The organism is Candidatus Chloroploca mongolica (assembly GCF_004762035.2).
GTDB lineage: Bacteria > Chloroflexota > Chloroflexia > Chloroflexales > Chloroflexaceae > Chloroploca > Chloroploca mongolica.
In genome coordinates this window covers 1-17,464 of the sequence record NZ_SIJK02000067.1, presented here as the reverse complement: position 1 = coordinate 17,464, position 17,464 = coordinate 1, and the positions used below count along the sequence as shown (strand labels likewise).

Annotated in this window: 16 protein-coding genes; 10 read left to right on the top strand and 6 right to left on the bottom strand. The window is 57.4% G+C overall.

Features of this window, described 5'->3' with window-relative positions:
- Positions 1-127: 127 nt before the first annotated feature.
- The 10 genes from EYB53_RS21995 (at position 128) to EYB53_RS21950 (ending at position 10,750) form a co-directional block, all read left to right on the top strand.
- Complete coding sequence (locus EYB53_RS21995) at positions 128-715, top strand: LysM peptidoglycan-binding domain-containing protein (protein ID WP_135481119.1); 588 nt, start codon at positions 128-130, stop codon at positions 713-715.
- On the top strand, positions 712-1,368 hold the full coding sequence (locus tag EYB53_RS21990; protein ID WP_135481116.1) for an alpha/beta hydrolase: 657 nt from the start codon (positions 712-714) through the stop codon (positions 1,366-1,368). Before EYB53_RS21995 ends, EYB53_RS21990 begins: the two co-directional genes overlap by 4 nt.
- A gap of 28 nt (positions 1,369-1,396) precedes the next feature.
- Positions 1,397-2,095 carry a protein DA1 gene (locus tag EYB53_RS21985; protein ID WP_135481114.1) on the top strand — a complete coding sequence of 233 codons (699 nt, stop codon included), beginning with the start codon at positions 1,397-1,399 and terminating at the stop codon, positions 2,093-2,095.
- Positions 2,096-2,213: 118 nt separating this feature from the next.
- On the top strand, positions 2,214-2,897 hold the full coding sequence (locus tag EYB53_RS21980) for a hypothetical protein (RefSeq protein WP_135481112.1): 684 nt from the start codon (positions 2,214-2,216) through the stop codon (positions 2,895-2,897).
- A gap of 210 nt (positions 2,898-3,107) precedes the next feature.
- The gene (locus EYB53_RS21975) at positions 3,108-3,998 is read left to right on the top strand and encodes an acyl-CoA desaturase (protein ID WP_097651027.1); all 891 of its coding nucleotides are present in this window, start codon (positions 3,108-3,110) and stop codon (positions 3,996-3,998) included.
- 220 nt (positions 3,999-4,218) lie between these two features.
- A complete protein-coding gene (locus EYB53_RS21970; protein ID WP_135481110.1) occupies positions 4,219-5,694 on the top strand; it encodes a circularly permuted type 2 ATP-grasp protein in 1,476 nt (491 codons plus the stop codon).
- Positions 5,695-5,711: 17 nt separating this feature from the next.
- Positions 5,712-6,698, top strand: a complete 987-nt coding sequence (locus tag EYB53_RS21965; RefSeq protein ID WP_254151187.1) for an alpha-E domain-containing protein — start codon at positions 5,712-5,714, stop codon at positions 6,696-6,698.
- Positions 6,699-6,755: 57 nt separating this feature from the next.
- Entirely contained in the window at positions 6,756-7,664 is a 909-nt protein-coding gene (locus EYB53_RS21960; RefSeq protein WP_371879147.1) for a transglutaminase family protein, read from the top strand.
- Entirely contained in the window at positions 7,661-9,931 is a 2,271-nt protein-coding gene (locus EYB53_RS21955) for a putative glycosyltransferase family protein (protein ID WP_135481106.1), read from the top strand. The genes EYB53_RS21960 and EYB53_RS21955 overlap by 4 nt, the downstream gene beginning before the upstream one ends.
- Before the next feature lie 3 nt (positions 9,932-9,934).
- Entirely contained in the window at positions 9,935-10,750 is an 816-nt protein-coding gene (locus tag EYB53_RS21950; protein WP_135481104.1) for a hypothetical protein, read from the top strand.
- A gap of 57 nt (positions 10,751-10,807) precedes the next feature.
- Here the strand turns inward: EYB53_RS21950 and EYB53_RS21945 are convergent, their stop codons facing one another.
- The 6 genes from EYB53_RS21945 to EYB53_RS21920 form a co-directional block, all read right to left on the bottom strand.
- Positions 10,808-11,974 carry a GGDEF domain-containing protein gene (locus tag EYB53_RS21945; protein ID WP_135481102.1) on the bottom strand — a complete coding sequence of 389 codons (1,167 nt, stop codon included), beginning with the start codon at positions 11,972-11,974 and terminating at the stop codon, positions 10,808-10,810.
- Positions 11,975-11,986: 12 nt separating this feature from the next.
- Positions 11,987-13,582 carry an ASKHA domain-containing protein gene (locus EYB53_RS21940; protein WP_135481100.1) on the bottom strand — a complete coding sequence of 532 codons (1,596 nt, stop codon included), beginning with the start codon at positions 13,580-13,582 and terminating at the stop codon, positions 11,987-11,989.
- 70 nt (positions 13,583-13,652) lie between these two features.
- Positions 13,653-14,657 (bottom strand): uroporphyrinogen decarboxylase family protein, encoded by a 1,005-nt coding sequence (locus EYB53_RS21935; RefSeq protein WP_135481098.1) that lies wholly within the window; start codon positions 14,655-14,657, stop codon positions 13,653-13,655.
- Positions 14,654-15,295: a cobalamin B12-binding domain-containing protein gene (locus EYB53_RS21930; protein WP_135481096.1), complete on the bottom strand. Its 642-nt coding sequence runs from the start codon at positions 15,293-15,295 to the stop codon at positions 14,654-14,656. The genes EYB53_RS21935 and EYB53_RS21930 overlap by 4 nt, the downstream gene beginning before the upstream one ends.
- Before the next feature lie 14 nt (positions 15,296-15,309).
- On the bottom strand, positions 15,310-16,893 hold the full coding sequence (locus EYB53_RS21925; RefSeq protein WP_135481094.1) for an SDR family NAD(P)-dependent oxidoreductase: 1,584 nt from the start codon (positions 16,891-16,893) through the stop codon (positions 15,310-15,312).
- 93 nt (positions 16,894-16,986) lie between these two features.
- Complete coding sequence (locus tag EYB53_RS21920) at positions 16,987-17,235, bottom strand: hypothetical protein (RefSeq protein WP_135481092.1); 249 nt, start codon at positions 17,233-17,235, stop codon at positions 16,987-16,989.
- Positions 17,236-17,464 lie beyond the last annotated feature (229 nt).

Genomic DNA, 17,464 nt, shown 5'->3' with positions numbered 1-17,464 from the left:
ATAATCGGTGAATCGTATGTATGCTGGCGCACACGGCGACCAAAGCTGGCCGTGTGCGCCGCATACGTTCTGCGAGACCGCAACGTCGCAACGCTGCGCCTAACTCATATGGTACAATAATCCTGCTATGGCGCAATCATTGATGTATCTTTTGCTCTTTGTGGCTCTCGTTTTGCCGATTCTCGGCGCTCTTCTGCTGCGCCTGGCGCATCGGCGGATTGGCGAACGCACCATGGTGATCGGTGTTGCGCTGATCTTCGCCCTGGCGATAGGGGCCACGCTAGGGTTGTCGCGTGCCGACGCAAATGTGTTGCGGGTTGGCAATTTAACCTTGCTGTTGCCAGGGGCGCCGCCAGGGGCGCCGGTGGTGCTTGAGCTAGCCCCGGGGACGACAGAGGATCCGAGACCAACGACGACGCCCCCTCTTCCCACGTTGACCCCACGGCCATCGGCGACGCCTACCGCGACACCTGAGCCGACGGCGACGCCTGAGCCAACACCTGAGCCAACACCTGAGCCAACACCTGAGCCAACACCTGAACCGACGCCTGAACCCCCTGCCGGGGGCCAGCGTTATACCGTTGTGGCTGGTGACACCTTCCGTGGCATTGCCGAGCGTTTTGGAGTGAGTGTGGCTGATCTGCTACGCGTGAATAATCTTACGCCCGAGCAGGCTGATAGCCTGCGCATAGGCCAGGAGTTGATCATTCCGTGACGACGATCCATACGATGGAACGCAAACCACGCCAGACAACCAATGAGGCGCCCCCACTGCTGTTGCTGTTGCATGGCTATGGGGCGAATGAACACGATCTCTTTGATCTGGCGAATTATGTTGACCCCCACTTTTATGTCGTGAGCGCACGCGCACCGCTGACGCTCCCGTGGGGTGGGTACGCCTGGTATCATCTCGGGGGAACACCTGGACGGCTGATTCCCGACCCGACGACACGGGCGCATGCGGTGGAATTGGCCCAACGGTTTGTGGTCGATCTGCCAGCACGGATTGGCACCAATCCGCGTCGTACTTACCTGTTTGGCTTTAGTCAGGGGGCCATCATTAGCCTGGCGCTCTCGGTGCGCATTCCCGAAGCAATTGCGGGCATTGTTGCCTCGAGCGGCTATCTCGATCCCGAGTTGCTGCCGACCGACTTGCCTGAAGCCCTGACCAACATGCCGATTTTGCAGATGCATGGCACGTATGATGATGTGATTCCAGTGACGGCAGCCCACCATACCCGTGCTTTGCTGGAACCATTGCCCGTACGTCATACCTACCAGGAGTATCCAATAGGGCACGGCATTCACCCCGATGGCGTGCGCTTGATGCAGCAATGGCTCGGTGAGTGCCTCGCGGAAGAACGTTGAACGGTGAGGCCGCCTTTGAAGGGCCAGTATGTGGAATCAAGAGCACTGTGCGGCGTGTGGGAACGAGTTACGCGATAACTACTTCACCCTTGTGGGGCGGCGCGAGCGTTACTGTGCCAATTGCATGGCGACGCGACCTCGTTGCGCAAGTTGCGGTGCACCAGTAGGTGAATATCACTGGCGCTTGCATGATGGCCGTTTGCACTGCACACATTGTCATATCACCGCTACCTATGACCCGCTGGTTGCGCAGGCGCTCTTTGACGAAACTGTTGCCGGGGTGGTTGCACAACTCGGCATGACGCTCAATGTAGGTGTCGCCCTGCGGGTCATTGATGCACCGACCCTCGAAGCTCTCCGGAGCGAAGGAGGCACAACCCCAGGGCCAGGCTTGCAGACATTGGGTATCTATCAGCGTCGCGGGCATCTGCGGGCAATCTATATGCTCTATGGGTTGCCACGGTTGACCTACCGCACCACGGTAGCCCATGAATATGCGCATGCCTGGCAGGGCGAACATTGTCCATTGCTCCAGGATGATGAATTACGCGAGGGGCATGCCGAATGGGTCGCCTACCAGCATCTCTGCTGGCTTGGTTGTACTCGTGCGGCTCAGCGCATGCTTGAAGCCCAGCATCCCTACCGCCCGGCCATGGAACGTGTGCGCGAACTGGAACGGCGCGTTGGCCTTAATGGGGTTACGGCCTACATGAAACGCGCCGAGTAGGGCCAGGTAACAAAGGCTTTACAGCTTTGATGGGGCGTGGTATGATCCTGCTCAGTAGACTGTGATCAGTCACGTTATGTCTTGAGTTAGGCCACAACAGAATCGAGGGAGGTTCAGCATGGCCGTCGAACCTGTCACTCAGTCACATGCATCAGCAACCCCTGAAGTTGCGACACGCCCCCGGTATGCCCGTCTTGCGCCTCTCTACAAAGCCTTGATTTGGACCTCGTTTTTTATCAACGCGATCTTGCTGATCATCGTTGGGGTCCTGGGCGGTATTTTGTTGAATCATCGTAATCAAGTCAATTCGATTGTCGGCAATACCCAGACGTTTGCGGCGGCCAATCTCTCTGAGTTGCAAGATGTGGTGAAAGATCTCGAAGGTGCCACGATTATCTATACCGTGCCGCTTGATACCCGCTTGCCGATCGAGCTTGATGTGCCGATCAATCCCGAGACGATCATGACCGAGCGCAATATTGTGCGTCTGACCGAATCAGTATCACTCGTAGCACCTGCAGCAATTACCTTCCCAGGTGGCGGGGGAAACCTCAACGCTACCGTCAACATTGCGCTTCCTGCTGGTCTTGAGTTGCCTGTTGATCTGAATATGAATGTCAAACTTGTTACATCTATTCCAGTACAACTCGATGTGCCAGTGAGGATTCCGCTCGCAGAGACCGAGCTCGGGCCACAGTTTCAGCGGCTTGGGGCCATTGTTGATCGCCTGGTCAACCCAATTGCGCCGCTCTTGCCGATGCCCGAAACGCCGCCTGATAGCAGCCAGCGCCAAGGCCAATGAGACGGGTCTTCCCTCTAGAGGCATATGTCTCCAGTCATATGTGACAGAAGGCACAAGGAATTCGGAACGTGACTGCTGACTAGACTAGTAGCACTTCCGGGGGGCGCGCCAGCAACGTATACTGCTGAAAGGAGGAGGACGTCGTATGTATAGCGCCGCACGTGCGCCGCAGCGACGGCCTTCGCAACACTACTTTCAGAGGAAATACCTATGGCACGCACTGTCCCCAATCGAGTGGCTGAAGAACCTGTCATCGAGAAATCATTGGCCGAAAAGCTGGTTGTGCTTGCAGTGGTCGTCATTCCCTTTCTTGGTACCATTGTGGCAATCGTCATGCTCTGGAATCAGTGGGTCAACTGGGTTGACCTCACACTGATGCTAGTGCTCTACATTATTTCGGGGCTCGGCATTACCGTGGGTTTTCACCGCCTGCTTACCCACAAGAGCTTTGAGACGACCTGGTGGATGAAGCGCTTGATGCTCATCTCGGGGAGCATGGCTCTCGAAGGTGATCCTATCACCTGGGCTTCAACACATATTCAGCACCATGCCCATTCGGACGGCGAGGATGACCCGCACAGCCCGCTCGAAGGGCTCTGGCATGCGCATGTGGGCTGGATGTTCAACCACAAGCACAAGATTGACGTGTACGGCACCTGGCTCAAGAAAGACCCCGATGTCGTGTGGGTCGCGAAGACCTGGGTGCTCTGGGTGGCAGTCGGTTTGATCATTCCGACCCTGATTGCCGGGTGGAGTGGGTTGCTCTGGGGTGGATTGGTCCGCATCTTTTTGACGCACCACATCACCTGGAGTGTCAACTCGATCTGTCATACGTTTGGACGGCGTGATTATCAGACCCGCGACGCGAGTCGGAACAACTTCCTGGTGGGCCTGCTCGCCTTTGGCGAAGGCTGGCACAACAACCATCACGCCTTTCCCCGTTCGGCCTTTCATGGGCTGCGCTGGTGGCAAATCGACTTTTCGGCCTACCTGATCCGAGGGCTCGAACGGGTTGGTCTCGTCTGGAATGTCGTGCGGGTGAAAGAGACCGATTTGCAGCGCCGCGTCATTCCCGCAACGGCTGATGGGATGGGTGATTGAGCGTTGTGCAGCGCAAATGGGCAGCACAACACGCTGGCGAAGCGAGACACGCGGTCAAGTAGACCGCGTGTCGTTGATTCTAGTTGACGAAATGCGAGGCACGCAGTACTATATCCACTAACCCTGAGAGCCAAACTGAAGCAGTCTGGGCAGCGCTGCCCGCCTCTACCTCTCTTGTGATCTCTGTTTTTGCAGTGACAGATGTAGCTCTGGATATCCTATGCTCACTGAACGCAGCGCTCCTGAGATCGATCACCCGCTGTTCAACAGCTACACCCTCGATACCGCCTATGACGAGATGTTTACGGCAGAGGGTCGGGTGCGTCCGCCGTACATGCCGTTGTATCGCCGTTTGTTGGAATTATCCGCTGAGGATCTGCACGGGCGGCAACGTTATGCCGATCTGACGTTTCTGAACCAGGGCATTACCTTCACAGTCTATGGTGATACCGAGGGTACCGAGCGGATCTTTCCGTATGACCTGTTACCTCGGATTATTACGTCGAGTGAGTGGGCGGTGATCGAAGCGGGGCTGAAACAGCGCATTATGGCGCTGAATATGTTCCTGAACGACATCTACCACGAGGGCAAGATCCTGGCCGACAAGGTCATTCCCCGTGAACTTGTCTATACGTGCCACCACTATCGCCGTGAGATGCGTGGCGTGGATGTGCCGGGCAAGATTTACACGTCGGTTGTCGGAACGGATCTAGTGCGCTTGCCTTCGGGCGAGTTTGCGGTGCTGGAAGATAATCTGCGAGTGCCCAGCGGGGTCAGTTATATGCTGACCAACCGCGGGGTGATGAAGCGGGCTTTTCCACGCCTCTTTGCGCATACGGGTGTGCGCCCAATTGACCATTATGGGCAAGTACTGTTGACAACGCTGCGTTCGCTTGCCCCGTCTCATCGGCCTGATCCGACGATTGTGGTGCTGACCCCAGGGGTGTTTAATTCGGCCTATTTTGAACATACCTTCCTGGCCCGTCAGATGGGCGTTGAACTGGTCGAAGGGCGCGATCTGCTCGTCCACGACTCGGTCGTCTATATGCGTACCACGGCTGGTCTCCGCCAGGTTGATGTAATCTATCGGCGCATTGACGATGATTTCATTGATCCACTCGCCTTCCGCCCCGACTCGATCCTCGGGGTGGCCGGGCTCTTCAACGCCTATCGGGCGGGCAATGTGGTGCTTGCGAATGCGGTTGGTACGGGTGTCGCTGATGACAAGGCCATTTATGCCTATGTCCCGAAGATTATCCAGTATTACATGGGGGTTGAGCCGATTTTGCCCAATGTCGAAACCTATCTGTGCGAAGATGATAGGCAACGAAGCTATGTGCTTGATCATCTCGACAAACTGGTTGTCAAGTCGGTCGGTGAGTCGGGTGGCTATGGTATGCTGATCGGGCCACATAGTACCGCCGAAGAACGCGAGCGCTTCCGACGCTTGATCCAGCATGAACCCCGCAATTATATTGCCCAACCGACCTTGCAACTCTCACGGGCACCCTGTTTTGTGGATGGGGCCGTCGAGCCACGGCACGTTGATTTGCGCCCCTATATTCTGAATAGTGGCGACGATCAGATCACGATTGTGCCGGGTGGCCTGACCCGTGTGGCTCTGCGCAAAGGTTCGCTAGTCGTCAATTCGTCACAAGGCGGTGGTAGCAAAGATACCTGGGTGCTCTTTGAGTAATAGCATGGCAGAAACCTATGCCTGATATAACTGCGAAACCAATGCTCTCGCGGGTTGCTGATAACCTCTACTGGATGAGTCGCTACCTCGAACGGGCTGAACATACGGCGCGGGTGCTGGCGGTCGGTTTGATGCAGACCATTGACCAGAGCCCCCGGCAGGCGCATCCGCGTTGGGTGCGTTTGCTCGAGGCGCTTGGGGCATCCTCGTTGGCTGATGGAGAGGCTGATGCCTCACGGATTACGGCGTCGCTGACGTTTGATGCCGAGAATCCTCATTCGATTGTCTCGTGCATTGCCTCGGCCCGTGCTAATGCGCGCCAGGTACGCGAACAGATCAGTTCCGAGATGTGGGAACAGTTGAACCGGGTCTATTTGCGTGTACGCGCATCATCGGCAGCCCAGATCTGGCAGGGTGAGCCAATTGAGTTCTATCAGCGCTTGAAGGAGGGGGCGCATCTCTTTCAGGGCATTACCGATGCCACGATGAGTCACGGTGAGGGCTGGTTTTTTATTCAGGTTGGACGCTACCTCGAACGGGCCGGGGCGACCGCGAAGCTGCTCGACACTCATTTTCAGGTCTATTTTACGCCCGAGGCGGAAGGCGTTGCTCAGCTTGAGTTTAATGATTGGGTGACGTTGCTCAAGAGTTGTACCGCTTTTGAGGCCTACTGCAAGGTCTATACGGCTGATGTGCAACCTCCCTCGGTCGCAGAATTTCTGTTACTCGATAGCGAGTCACCACGTTCGGTGCGTTTTGCCGCTGACCGGATCGAACGCGGCCTCCAGGCTATTTCTCGTTCAACCGGGTCGCGCTGGGCTGGCCGGGCCGAACGGCTCGCCGGACGTTTGCGCGCTTCGCTTGATTATGGTCAGGTCGATGAGATTATGGCCGAAGATATGCATGCGTATCTTGATGCTATTCGCCGCCAGTGCGGGGCGATTCACGCAGCGATCTATCAGGCCTATATTACGTATTCGGTTGAGTCAGCGATTGTTCAGTAGCTTCTCCTTATGTATTACTCGATTTTACACAAAACTCGCTATCGGTATAGTGCACCTGTGACTGAGAATGTGACCGAAGTACGGATGCAGCCTCGCTCAGAAGGGTTGCAGCGTTGTCTGAGTTTCAAGTTGACGACAACGCCATCGGCACGGGTGAATAGTTATACCGATTCGTTTGGCAATATTATCCATCATTTTGATATTCCAGCCCCGCATCGCTCGATTACGCTGACGGCCGAAGCGCTGGTCATTTTGCCTCCGTTTGATCCATTGCCTTATGCACTCGATCCTGCTGCCTGGTATCAGCTTGATGCGCTGAAGGCGAACGAGGATGTCTGGGATTTCCTCGTACCCAGCCATTTTGCCCGGCCAACAGCTGAACTCAAACGTCTCGCGCAGGAACTTGATGTGCGCCGTCGTGATGATCCGCTCAGTTTGTTGTGTGAACTGAATCGACGGATGTACGAGGTGTTTGACTATGATGTTGAACAGACCACGGTGGAGTCACCGATTGATGTGGCGCTGAATTCGCGGCGGGGGGTCTGCCAGGATTTTGCCCATATTATGATTGCGCTGGTACGTCTCCTGGGCGTTCCGTGCCGCTATGTCAGTGGCTACCTCTTTCATCGCGTCGAGGATCATGATCGCTCTGAGCAAGATGCGACCCATGCCTGGCTCGAAGCCCTGCTGCCTGGTCTTGGCTGGATCGGGTTCGACCCGACCAATAATCTGATTGCCGCCGACCGCCATATTCGAACCGCTGTCGGTCGCGATTATGCCGATGTGCCGCCCACTCGCGGGGTCTTTAAGGGGCGCGCCGAGAGTCATCTGGCCGTGGGGGTCAAGGTCATGCCGACTGAGGCCCCTATTCCTGCCGAAGAGGTACAGACCAAGCCGCTCGGTGGGGCTGTGTTACCCCCCGATGAGCCTGATAGCGAGGAGCAGCAACAGGAGCAGCAGCAGTGACCGAGGCGGGGCGCTCGGGGCGGCAACGGTGGGTTGCTGGGGTGTTGGGGGTCGTGGCGAGCTATTGCGTGGTGGCGCTGCTTGTCTTTTTGCCCGTGGTGCCCCGTTTTGGGCAGGCGCTCCAGGGTGGCCCGATCGCCGGGGCGGATGGCTGGCAGCATACCTGGCATGTCTGGTGGACGGCCCTGGCGGTGACAACTGGGCAGAACCCGTTTGTGACGCCGTTGCTCTTTCATCCGCAGGGTGCGTTGCTCTATGTGCAACCGCTCAATGTAAGCAATGGTTTGCTGGTGTTGCCGGTGACGCTGACTTTCGGGCCTGTGGCGGGCTACAATACGGCGGCGTTGCTCTCGTTTGTGCTGGCCGGTCTGGCCGGTTATCTGCTGGCCTTGCGGGTCAGTGGGTCCCATCTGCCCGCGTGGATCGGGGGCCTGGCCTTTGCCTGGGCACCGTTGCATATGACCCGGCTCTATGATGGGCAGCTCGAGTTGATGGCGGTGCAGTGGCCAGCGTTTTATGCCTTCTTTGCGTTGCGGGCGGTCGAAACCCGTCGCGTGCGCGATGCGCTGCTGGCCGGGTTGATGCTGGCGTTGACGGGGTATACCAGTTGGTATTACCTGCTCTTTCTGCTGGTCTGGAGTGTGGCCTTTGCGTTGCTCTGGCTTCCCCGTAGTGTGGGTAAGACCGAGGTGGCGCGGGCGGACTCTTCTCCCCATCCAGAGGGGCCAGAGCGAGCAAGGCGTAATCCCGCGCCCGACCCGCGTCACCCGCAACTGCTGCGGCAATACGGCGTGTGGCTGCGGCAGTGGGTCGTCATTGGGCTCACAGCGCTGCTTGTGCTGGCTCCTGTGTTGATCCCCGCCATGGTGAGTCTCTATGGCCCTGAGCGTGATCTGGTTGAGGTTGACCCCGAGGAGGTGCGGATCTCTTCGGCGAATCTGCTCGACTTTGCATTGCCCAGCTATCTGCACCCGCTCTGGGGTCCGACGGTCGCGGCGACCGCGGGGGCGGCCTGGCACCCGTTGAGCGCCGATTGGAATGTGGCGCTGGGGTACACCATCCTGGCGCTGGCGTTGATCGGCGGGGTGCTGGCGTGGCGTCAGGCCTGGCGCTGGTGGGTCCTGGCTGGGGTGGGGATGCTCTTTGCGCTTGGGCCAGAATTGCAGGTTGGCCCCTGGCAGACCGGGGTGCCAATGCCCTACCGGTTGTTGCAAACGTTGCCTGGAGCCGATTTTGCGCGGCGGCCCCTGCATTTCACGATGCTCACGACGCTCGCCCTAGCTCCGCTGGCGGCGCTTGGCATGCGTGAGGTGCTGGCACGGGTTGCGGGGCAGCCGCGTGGCGGCACGCCAGACGTATCAGAGGCACGACAGACGCAACGCGGGCAGCCATTGCGTTCTTGGTTGGTGCTTGGCACCGTCGTGGGCCTGCTGAGTTTTGAATTACTGCCGGTGCGGTGGAGGCTGCACGATGCGGCGATCCACCCCTATTATGCGACGATTGCCCCTGACGACGGAGCATTGCTGCATGTCCCGCCGCCGCTCTACAAAGCTTTTGCCCCGCAGAAAGCGCAGATGTCTCATCAGGCCCCGATCCTGGGAGGGTATCTGGCACGCATTCCACGGTATGATGTCAGCTATGCACCTGGCATCGAGCCTTTCTGGCAGATGCGCCCTCAAGCAGGCCAACTCCTCGACCCGGTTGGCTCTGCGCTTGCCTCGCTGAACTACTATGGTGTGGGCCAGGTGCTGATCAACTGGGATGCGATCCATCCCGAACGACAACCTCTGGTTGAAGCAGCACTGGCGCAGGTGTTACCCGAGGTTGCCCCGACCTACAGCGATGCGGTACTCGAGGCGTATCATATCCCTGAGACAGCGGCGGCATCGTTTGGCTACTTTGGATCGGGTTGGTACGATGAAGAGCAGAACGAGGTACAACGCTGGCGCTGGATGGGTGCGCAAGGCGACATTATGCTGGTTAATGCCGCCTCGACGCCTCAGCGTGTTCGGATCTTGTTGAACCTCGCGAGTTATGCGGAAGCGCGTGACGTGACGATTTGGCTCGATAGGGTACCGCTTGCGACCCACACCATTCCGGCGCAACCCGCGAGTGTGGTTCGCACCCTCTACCTCCTGCTGGAACCGGGTGAACATCGACTGATATTGAGCGCAAGCAGTGCGGACGAAGAGAACAGCGCAAGTCAACGTACGCTGAGCCTGGTGCTGAGTGGGATCGAATTGGCCTGGTTGCAAGAGATGGAGTAATCAATGCCGATCGAGATACGGGTGGTTCAGGGATATCAGGAATACATGGCGTGCGAAGAGATACAGCGCCAGGTGTGGGGGCCGGTCAATTTTGCGTTTGTGCCGCACCATATGTTGCTGACGGTGCAGCGCAACGGAGGATGCGTGCTGGGGGCGTTTGATCGCGATGCTCCCGGCCACCCAATGGTTGGCTTTACCTTTGGCTTTCTGGGGCGCAGCGAAGCAGGTCAGTTGAAACATGCCTCGCACATGGCGGCGGTACTGCCAGGGTATCGTGATGCCCGGATCGGTGAGCGGCTCAAGTGGGCGCAGCGTGAAGAGATGTTGAAGCAGGGGATCACGTTGATTACCTGGACGTTTGATCCGCTGATCAGCCGCAATGCGCGGTTGAATATCAGCAAACTCGGGGCGATCAGCCGTGCCTATATTCGCAATATCTATGGCCCAGAGCCCGAAGATCCGCAGGGTGTTTTGCCGAGTGACCGCTTTCAGGTCGAGTGGTGGCTCAACGATGAGGCTGTGATGGCACGGAGCCAGGGGCTGTACCGTAGCCCCGCTGCCGAGGCGCTGCGCACACGGGCGCATCTTGCCAACCCGAACCCACTTGAGCCAAGTGAAGAGCCGATCGGTGATGCCTTTCTGATGCAGATCCCACTTGATGTGAACAGCCTGCTGGTCAACGATCTGCAACGGGCGCGGGCGTGGCGCTACCAGATCCGTGCGCTTGCCGAGGCCGCTTTTGCCCAGGGCTTTGTGGTGACTGCCTATGCGCCTGACAAAGATGTAGGGTACTACCTGCTCGAGCGTCGTGAGGGGTAGATGCGTCCCAGCGCGGCCCCAAGGGGCCATGCTGGGACGCAAGGCAGGTTACTCGCCCTACTCTTGGGCCTCTCTGCTGAGGGGTTGCCAGCAGCGATATTCACCGTATCCGGCTTCTTTGGCCTGATACATCGCGCTATCGGCATGCTTGAGCAGGGTTTCGGCGTCTGTGCCATCGTCAGGAAAAAGAGCGATGCCCAGGCTGCTGGTAATGGTGAGCCTATGGTTATCCAGGTAGAAATCCTTGTGTAAAGCAGCCTGGATCTTCTCGGCAATAGCGGTTGCATTCTGAAAGGTGATGATTTCGGTCAAGATCAGGATAAACTCATCGCCACCGAGACGGGCAGCAGTATCACTGCGACGAATAAGCGTCGAGAGGCGTTGGCCCAGTGCCTGCAATAACTGGTCACCAACACTGTGACCGAGGGTATCGTTGATCTGTTTGAAGCGATCAATGTCGAGCAGCATCACGGCCAGTTTCTGCTGTTTGCGCTGGGCATTGGCCATCGCAATCGCAAGGCGGTCATTGAAGAGACGGCGGTTGGGGAGGCCCGTCAGCGCGTCTTGATAGGCCATCTCTTTGATGATTTGCTCGGCCCGCTTACGGTCAGCAATCTCTTGTTGGAGGCGCTCATTGATCGCGAGCAGTCTGGTTGTGCGTTCTTTGACCAGGTTTTCAAGGTGCTCACGGTGTTGGCGGATTTCGATCTCTGAAGCGAGCCGAGTTGCGGTCGTGCCAAGAAGAACCGTCATCGCCAGGTAGATGTTGAGCAGTTCGCGGGGGAACGGCTCAGCGATGCGATAGCCCACCAGTAGCACGGCTGTGATCTGGTTTTCCTGATTCACGGGCAAAAAAGCGAGCGATAAGGATTCAGGTGTCGCTACGATCCGTGAGGCGAAAAAGCCACTCTCAAAGACTTCCTGAACCGCCTCCTGCACTTCGGCACCAATGCTCTGCTCGTGCGCAACGGTGCGACTCAGGTTTGTAATCAGGCTGGTCAAGTTGGTTCCAACATCGTGATCGGCATATGTCCAGTGGTGATAGGTAATGCTTCCATCATCCTGCGCTCGCCCGAAGGTGACGACATCGGCACCCCAAAAATTGACAAACACTTTGCCAACCTCGCTCCAGATATCTTGCTGGACGGTCAAACTGGCGAGGTACTGCACTGTTCTGAGGGCTGCGTTGAGGTAGCCTTGCTGGTTGGGCCAGTGCCTGGACATCACATGCCTGCTTCACGATGGTTGAAGGAAGAGGTTTTCGAGAAAGAGTTCATCAAAATCATCACATTGTCCCAGATTGATCATCGTTGTCTGGGTGCGCAGGTCATTCAGGTGTTCGCAGGCGACAGGTGAACGGAGCAGATCTTCGCACCCGAGCAAGGCCGTGTTGCCATAGAGTTCAACGCGATCTGGATTGATATTGGGGAGCAAGCCGATGGCCTGGGCGTTGCGAACATCAAGAAAACGCCCGAAGGCACCGCCAAGACAGATGCGCCCGAGATCCTGTGCGCTTAAGCCTGCCTCGCGTAGCAAAACCTGGCATCCTGTGCCAATGGCGGCTTTGGCGCGTTGAAAAAGGTCAACATCCTTGCGGGTCAGCACAATGTTACGTTCGCCGTGAGCAATGAACACCCCCTCGTTGGGAACCTGCGGCGCAAACCGTCCAACGCTGGTCAGGAGGTCGGCGCTGATCAGGTTGGCAATGAGATCAACCAATCCCGAGCCACAGATGCCACGCGGGGCGGTATCAGCAATCACCAAGGGGTCGAACACCCCATCGTTGAGCGTGACGCGATAGATTGCCCCTGGTTCGGCTGGCATCCCACAGCGGAGGCCGCTCCCTTCAAAAGCTGGCCCCCCTGCGGCCGACGTAACCCAGAGGGTCGTGCCATCCCAGAGGGCCATTTCTGAATTGGTGCCAAAATCAATCAAGAGCGCTGGTTCACTCGTATCGGTCAGGTTCATCGCGAGCACGCCAGCCAACACATCAGAACCAACAAACCCGGCCAGAGGTGGAATGATGACGATCTCGGCTTCGGGATGAAGGCCCCACGGGTCGATCCAGATCTGCGGATCTTCGGGCAAGCAATCAATTGCTTGCATCCAGTAACGCGGGTGAAGCAACTGGGTATAGTTGCGCCCTGACAAGAGGGCGATCATCGCGGTATTGCCAACCAGGGTGAGCCGGATGATCTGTTCGAGGTTGAGCCCTTCTCTGAGGCCAAGATCAAAGAGCGCCTCGGCAATGCCGTTTACAACCAGGTCACGCAGATAACGGGCCTGTTCCGCATCTTCACTCGCCGCAGCCAGACGGGTAATCACATCTGAGCCGACGGCTATTTGGGGATTCAACCCATAGCGTCCTGCCAGACGTTGATGCCCAATGAGCGTATGGAGCGCAAGGCTGATATGGGTTGTCCCGAGATCAATGGCAACGCCATAGGGGTTGAGCATCTTTGGGGTTACATTGCGGCGGGGAAAGGTAGACAGATATTCAAAACGTCGGTTCGCCAGGGGCAGATTGCGCCAGGCCGAGGTCGGGCTACGGGCCAGGATGGTCACCTGTAGATCGGAGGTGGGCATGATCTGGCAGGCGAGACGGAAACCCTTGGCGAGTTCAGCGTCGTCCAGATGCAGATACTCGCCAGGGGTTGGCTCACCGGCGTCACCGGCTTCGATCTGTACGCGACAGAGACCGCAGGCACCGATGCCGCGGCACGCCGTGCGCACCCGGATATCGGTCGTGTCGAGGAGCTCGCGCAGCGACACGCCAGGTTCAAAAGGCAGGTGACGTTCACCCTCGTCCAGTTTGATTGTTACAACCGGCATCTGGAATGCTTCTCTCTTTGCGCCTTTGCGTCTTTGCGTCAAAGCATCAGAAAATGTAATTCACTAACTCCTAACGGGCCGCCTGCACCAGAGCGGTAATGTTCTCTGGGCGTGCTTCAGGTGGAATTTCGCAGCCAGAAGAGAGGATAAAGCCTCCCCGTTGGGCAAAGTGTTGCAGCAGGTGCGTCGCTTCCTCAGCGATGAAGGCTGGCGACGCATCAACAAAGGCGAGCGGCTTGAGATTGCCATCCAAGCAGGTCTGCGGTAGAGCTTGCATAGCACTTGCGGGATCGACGGAAAAATCGAAATTGGCAATGCCAACCCCTGCCTCGGGATAGAACGGTAAAATTGGTGTGCTTTTCCCAGCGATATGCAGCCAGTTACAGATAGCCCCAGCCTGCGTGAAGGTGCTGCAGATCGTTTTGAGGCGAGGAAGGATGAGTTCACGGAAGAATGCCGCTGGAATTACCTCTGGTGAGGATGATGGCTCAAAGATGATCGGCAGGTGGGCCCCGGCTTCAAGCTGGGCGACACCAAAGCGAATGATCACCCTCGTGGCAAAGTCAAGTAACTGGATGAACTGCTCAGGTGCATCGATCGCGAAGTAGAGCGCCTCCTGGAGGCTCATCAACTGGCTGACCAGGGTCATCGGGCCTAGCACGCAGCCAACCACGAGCACTTCGTTGCCCACAGCGTGGCGCAAGATCCGGATCGCCTTCAGCAATTCTGGCATTCGTCCGTCGCATTGTGGATCAGGCAGATGCAGTTGTGCAAGGTCGTCGTGCTTGGCAAACACATAGGCTTGTACGGTTGGATAGGCATTCGTTCGATAGTCCAAGACCGAACCGACGGCTTCGGTCTCCACGCTCGTGTCCATCAATGCAAAGACGGCGTCGTAATCGTAGTAAGCGAGAGCATCGCGTTGACATGCGGCAAGCACCGCACCATCTTGCACATAGGCCTTCAAGTCAACACCAGCCAGGATCGCCGCATGACCAAAGACCTGGGCGATGACGGGTACCCGATCATGGGGTTGGAAAAGAAGGGCAGCATGAATTCGTTCGAGACTATTCATAACGCTCCTCCTGGGAGGGTTTCGACATAATGGAGGCAATCAAAGGCCGTCTCGCCGATAAAATCAACCTGCAAGCTCTGCACGGTCGCCTGCTTGAGCGCAGCCCCGCCAGCCATCACTTTGATCTGTGTGAGGCCAAGGGCATGCATTTTCGTTCGCACCTGGCGTACCTGCGGGATCACCGTGGTGATCAGCCCGCTGATACCGACAGCGAGCGGCGCTTCCTGGCGTGCCGTCGCGATCAAACGGTCAACGGGACAATCTTTGCCACAGTCAACCACGCGATAGCCTTTCGCGGTCAAGACCATTTTGAGGATATTCTTGCCCAGATCGTGGACATCGCCCTCCAGGCTGGCCAGAATGATCGTCCCTTGCGACGGAAACATCGCGGCATCACCTGGATAGAGCACTTTCATCGCACTCATCACAGCCCGACCCGCCAGCATAATCTCGAGCAAATTGAACTGCTCGACAGTACACCGAGCATCCAACTGGGTCATGGCGGCCTCGATACCGTCAGTGATAATCGCTTCACGGGCAAGACCTGCGGCCTGAAGCTGGTGGGTCTGTGCGACAGCCGTCGCCTGATCGCCATCAATGAGGGCCTGGACAAGTTTTTGCATCAACGCGTTGTGCATAGTTGATCGTCTCCTCATTCCTGGTTTGAAAGCATTCCTGTACGTGGTAGCTTCTTGAGGATCGCCTGCTGCATCAATGTTTCGGTGAGCGAAGGGAAAAACCGGCCGCTGGTGGCAAGCAACCGATTAGCAAAACCTGGGATCAGGCTCGTTGTGCGCCGTTGCACCGCTGCAACGATGAGGTTCGCCAGATGCGCGGGTGACATCCGCCGTCGTTCACGGCGATTATCGGGGCTGTAACGTCGGGCATGAGCGGTGCGCGTTGGCCCGGGGTAGACGGTCAATACATTGAACCCCTGGGGAGAGAGGGCAACCCGAAGACTACGGGCATACGCAGCGAGCCCATCTTTGCTGGCTGCATAGACAGAAGCCCCTGGATAGCCAGTATAGACAGAAAGCGAGGCGATCATCACCAGCGTTGCGCCTGGGGCAAGCAGGTTCTGCCTGAGCAAGCCTGCCGTCAGATCCATGGGGGCGTACAGATTGAGATCAAGTACGGCTTGTTGGCGGGGAAGATCGCTCTGCGCAAAACGTCCGACCAGACTAATGCCGGCACTATGCACAAAAACATCGGCTGGTGGCAAAGCGTCTAGTTGCTGGAGCACCCGGGCGCGATCAACTGCTTGGATCAGATCTGCTTCGATGACTGTAACGGCTGTCCCCTGCGCACGCATAACGCGGGCTATTTTATCTGCCCGTGCCCGATCGCGATCGATGAGCGTCACGATCCATCCCTCAGCGGCATAACGCTCGGCAATTGCGCGTCCAATGCCATCCGCTCCACCGGTCACGACACAGTGACCTACACCTTGAGATGGGGCAAGAACTGGTAGCTGAGCGGGCGCAGAAGCCTGGCGGATCGTGCGAGTACGGACAACCCGTTCAACAGACTTCCCCAGATAGATCCCAGCAAAACGGATGATGCGATTGCCTGCTCCAAGCGTTGCAACGGCGGTACCACGTTCGCTGGCGCGCACAAGCTGGCGAGCCACTCGTTCAGGTGGTGGAAAGCGTTGCCACCCGATCTGATCGAGAGGCGCACCAACTTTGTGATGCATAGCAGTACGAGTTGCCCCTGGATGGATCACCTGAACCATCACGTGACCAGCTAATTCCACCCGCAAACTTCGGGCAAAGCCCTCAAGCGCCGCTTTGGTTGCCCCATAGACGGCATACGCTGGCACAGGTAAGGCAGCAACAACCGAGCCAATGAAAACGATGCGCCCGCGGGCCGCGATCAAGCGCGGGAGGAGCGCATGAGTAAGGGCGATAGGCGCATACAGATTCGTCTGCAACAACGTAGCAAGCTCAGTCGATGTTTGCGCCATAACAGGCCCATACGAACCTACACCGGCGCAATGAATAAGCTGATCAAGGGTGTTGAGACCACGTTGATGAAGGAAGGACACAACCAATGCCGGGGCAAAGGGTTGAGCGAGATCAACCCGGCAATAGTCAGGACGCAACACGGCTGGAATCGCCGAAGCAGGTCGGCGCCCAACCGCGATGACGCGAACACCTCGTGCCAGATAGATCTGGGCGAGCGCCAAGCCGATACCATCGGTAGCGCCAGTGATCAACACCTGTTGTCGAGCCATGCTGTTGCTCCAATGATGTGTGTCCAGCACATCTCGTTATGCTTAGAGCATAGCATGTGATCTGGCGCTCGACAAGATGCGAGTATGTACGTTTTACGGTTCCTTAACTGGTTCCGTTGATCCGTGCAGGCTTTGAGGCACAGCATTGGCAACGCCTACGAGCGTGACTGGTTGTACCTCGGCGCGACCGGCCAGCCCTGCGTGGTTTTGTGGCGCAAAAACCGCCTCCAACCCAGCTTGGGGTTGCGCCTGCGCCTCCAGAGCATGAGTCTGATCTGAGCCACAGCCTACCAGCAAAGAGAGTGAGAGTAGCAATGCAAGCAACATTGTACGCAGCATCATCTGACTCCTTGAATTTATATATGTAATACGTATACTCATAGTGTACCAAATGGGTTCTGTTTAGATAAGGCCAAAAGGCTGATATTTTCCCTACATCCTGTGGAGGTTTTGTTTTGAGCACGGGGGTTGGGGCCTGTGGTCCCAACCCCCGTGCTCGTGGGGTGTGAGGGCATAGCAGGGCTGATGCAAAGTCAGAGTCAGCAGCGGCAACCGACACCATGTGAACACC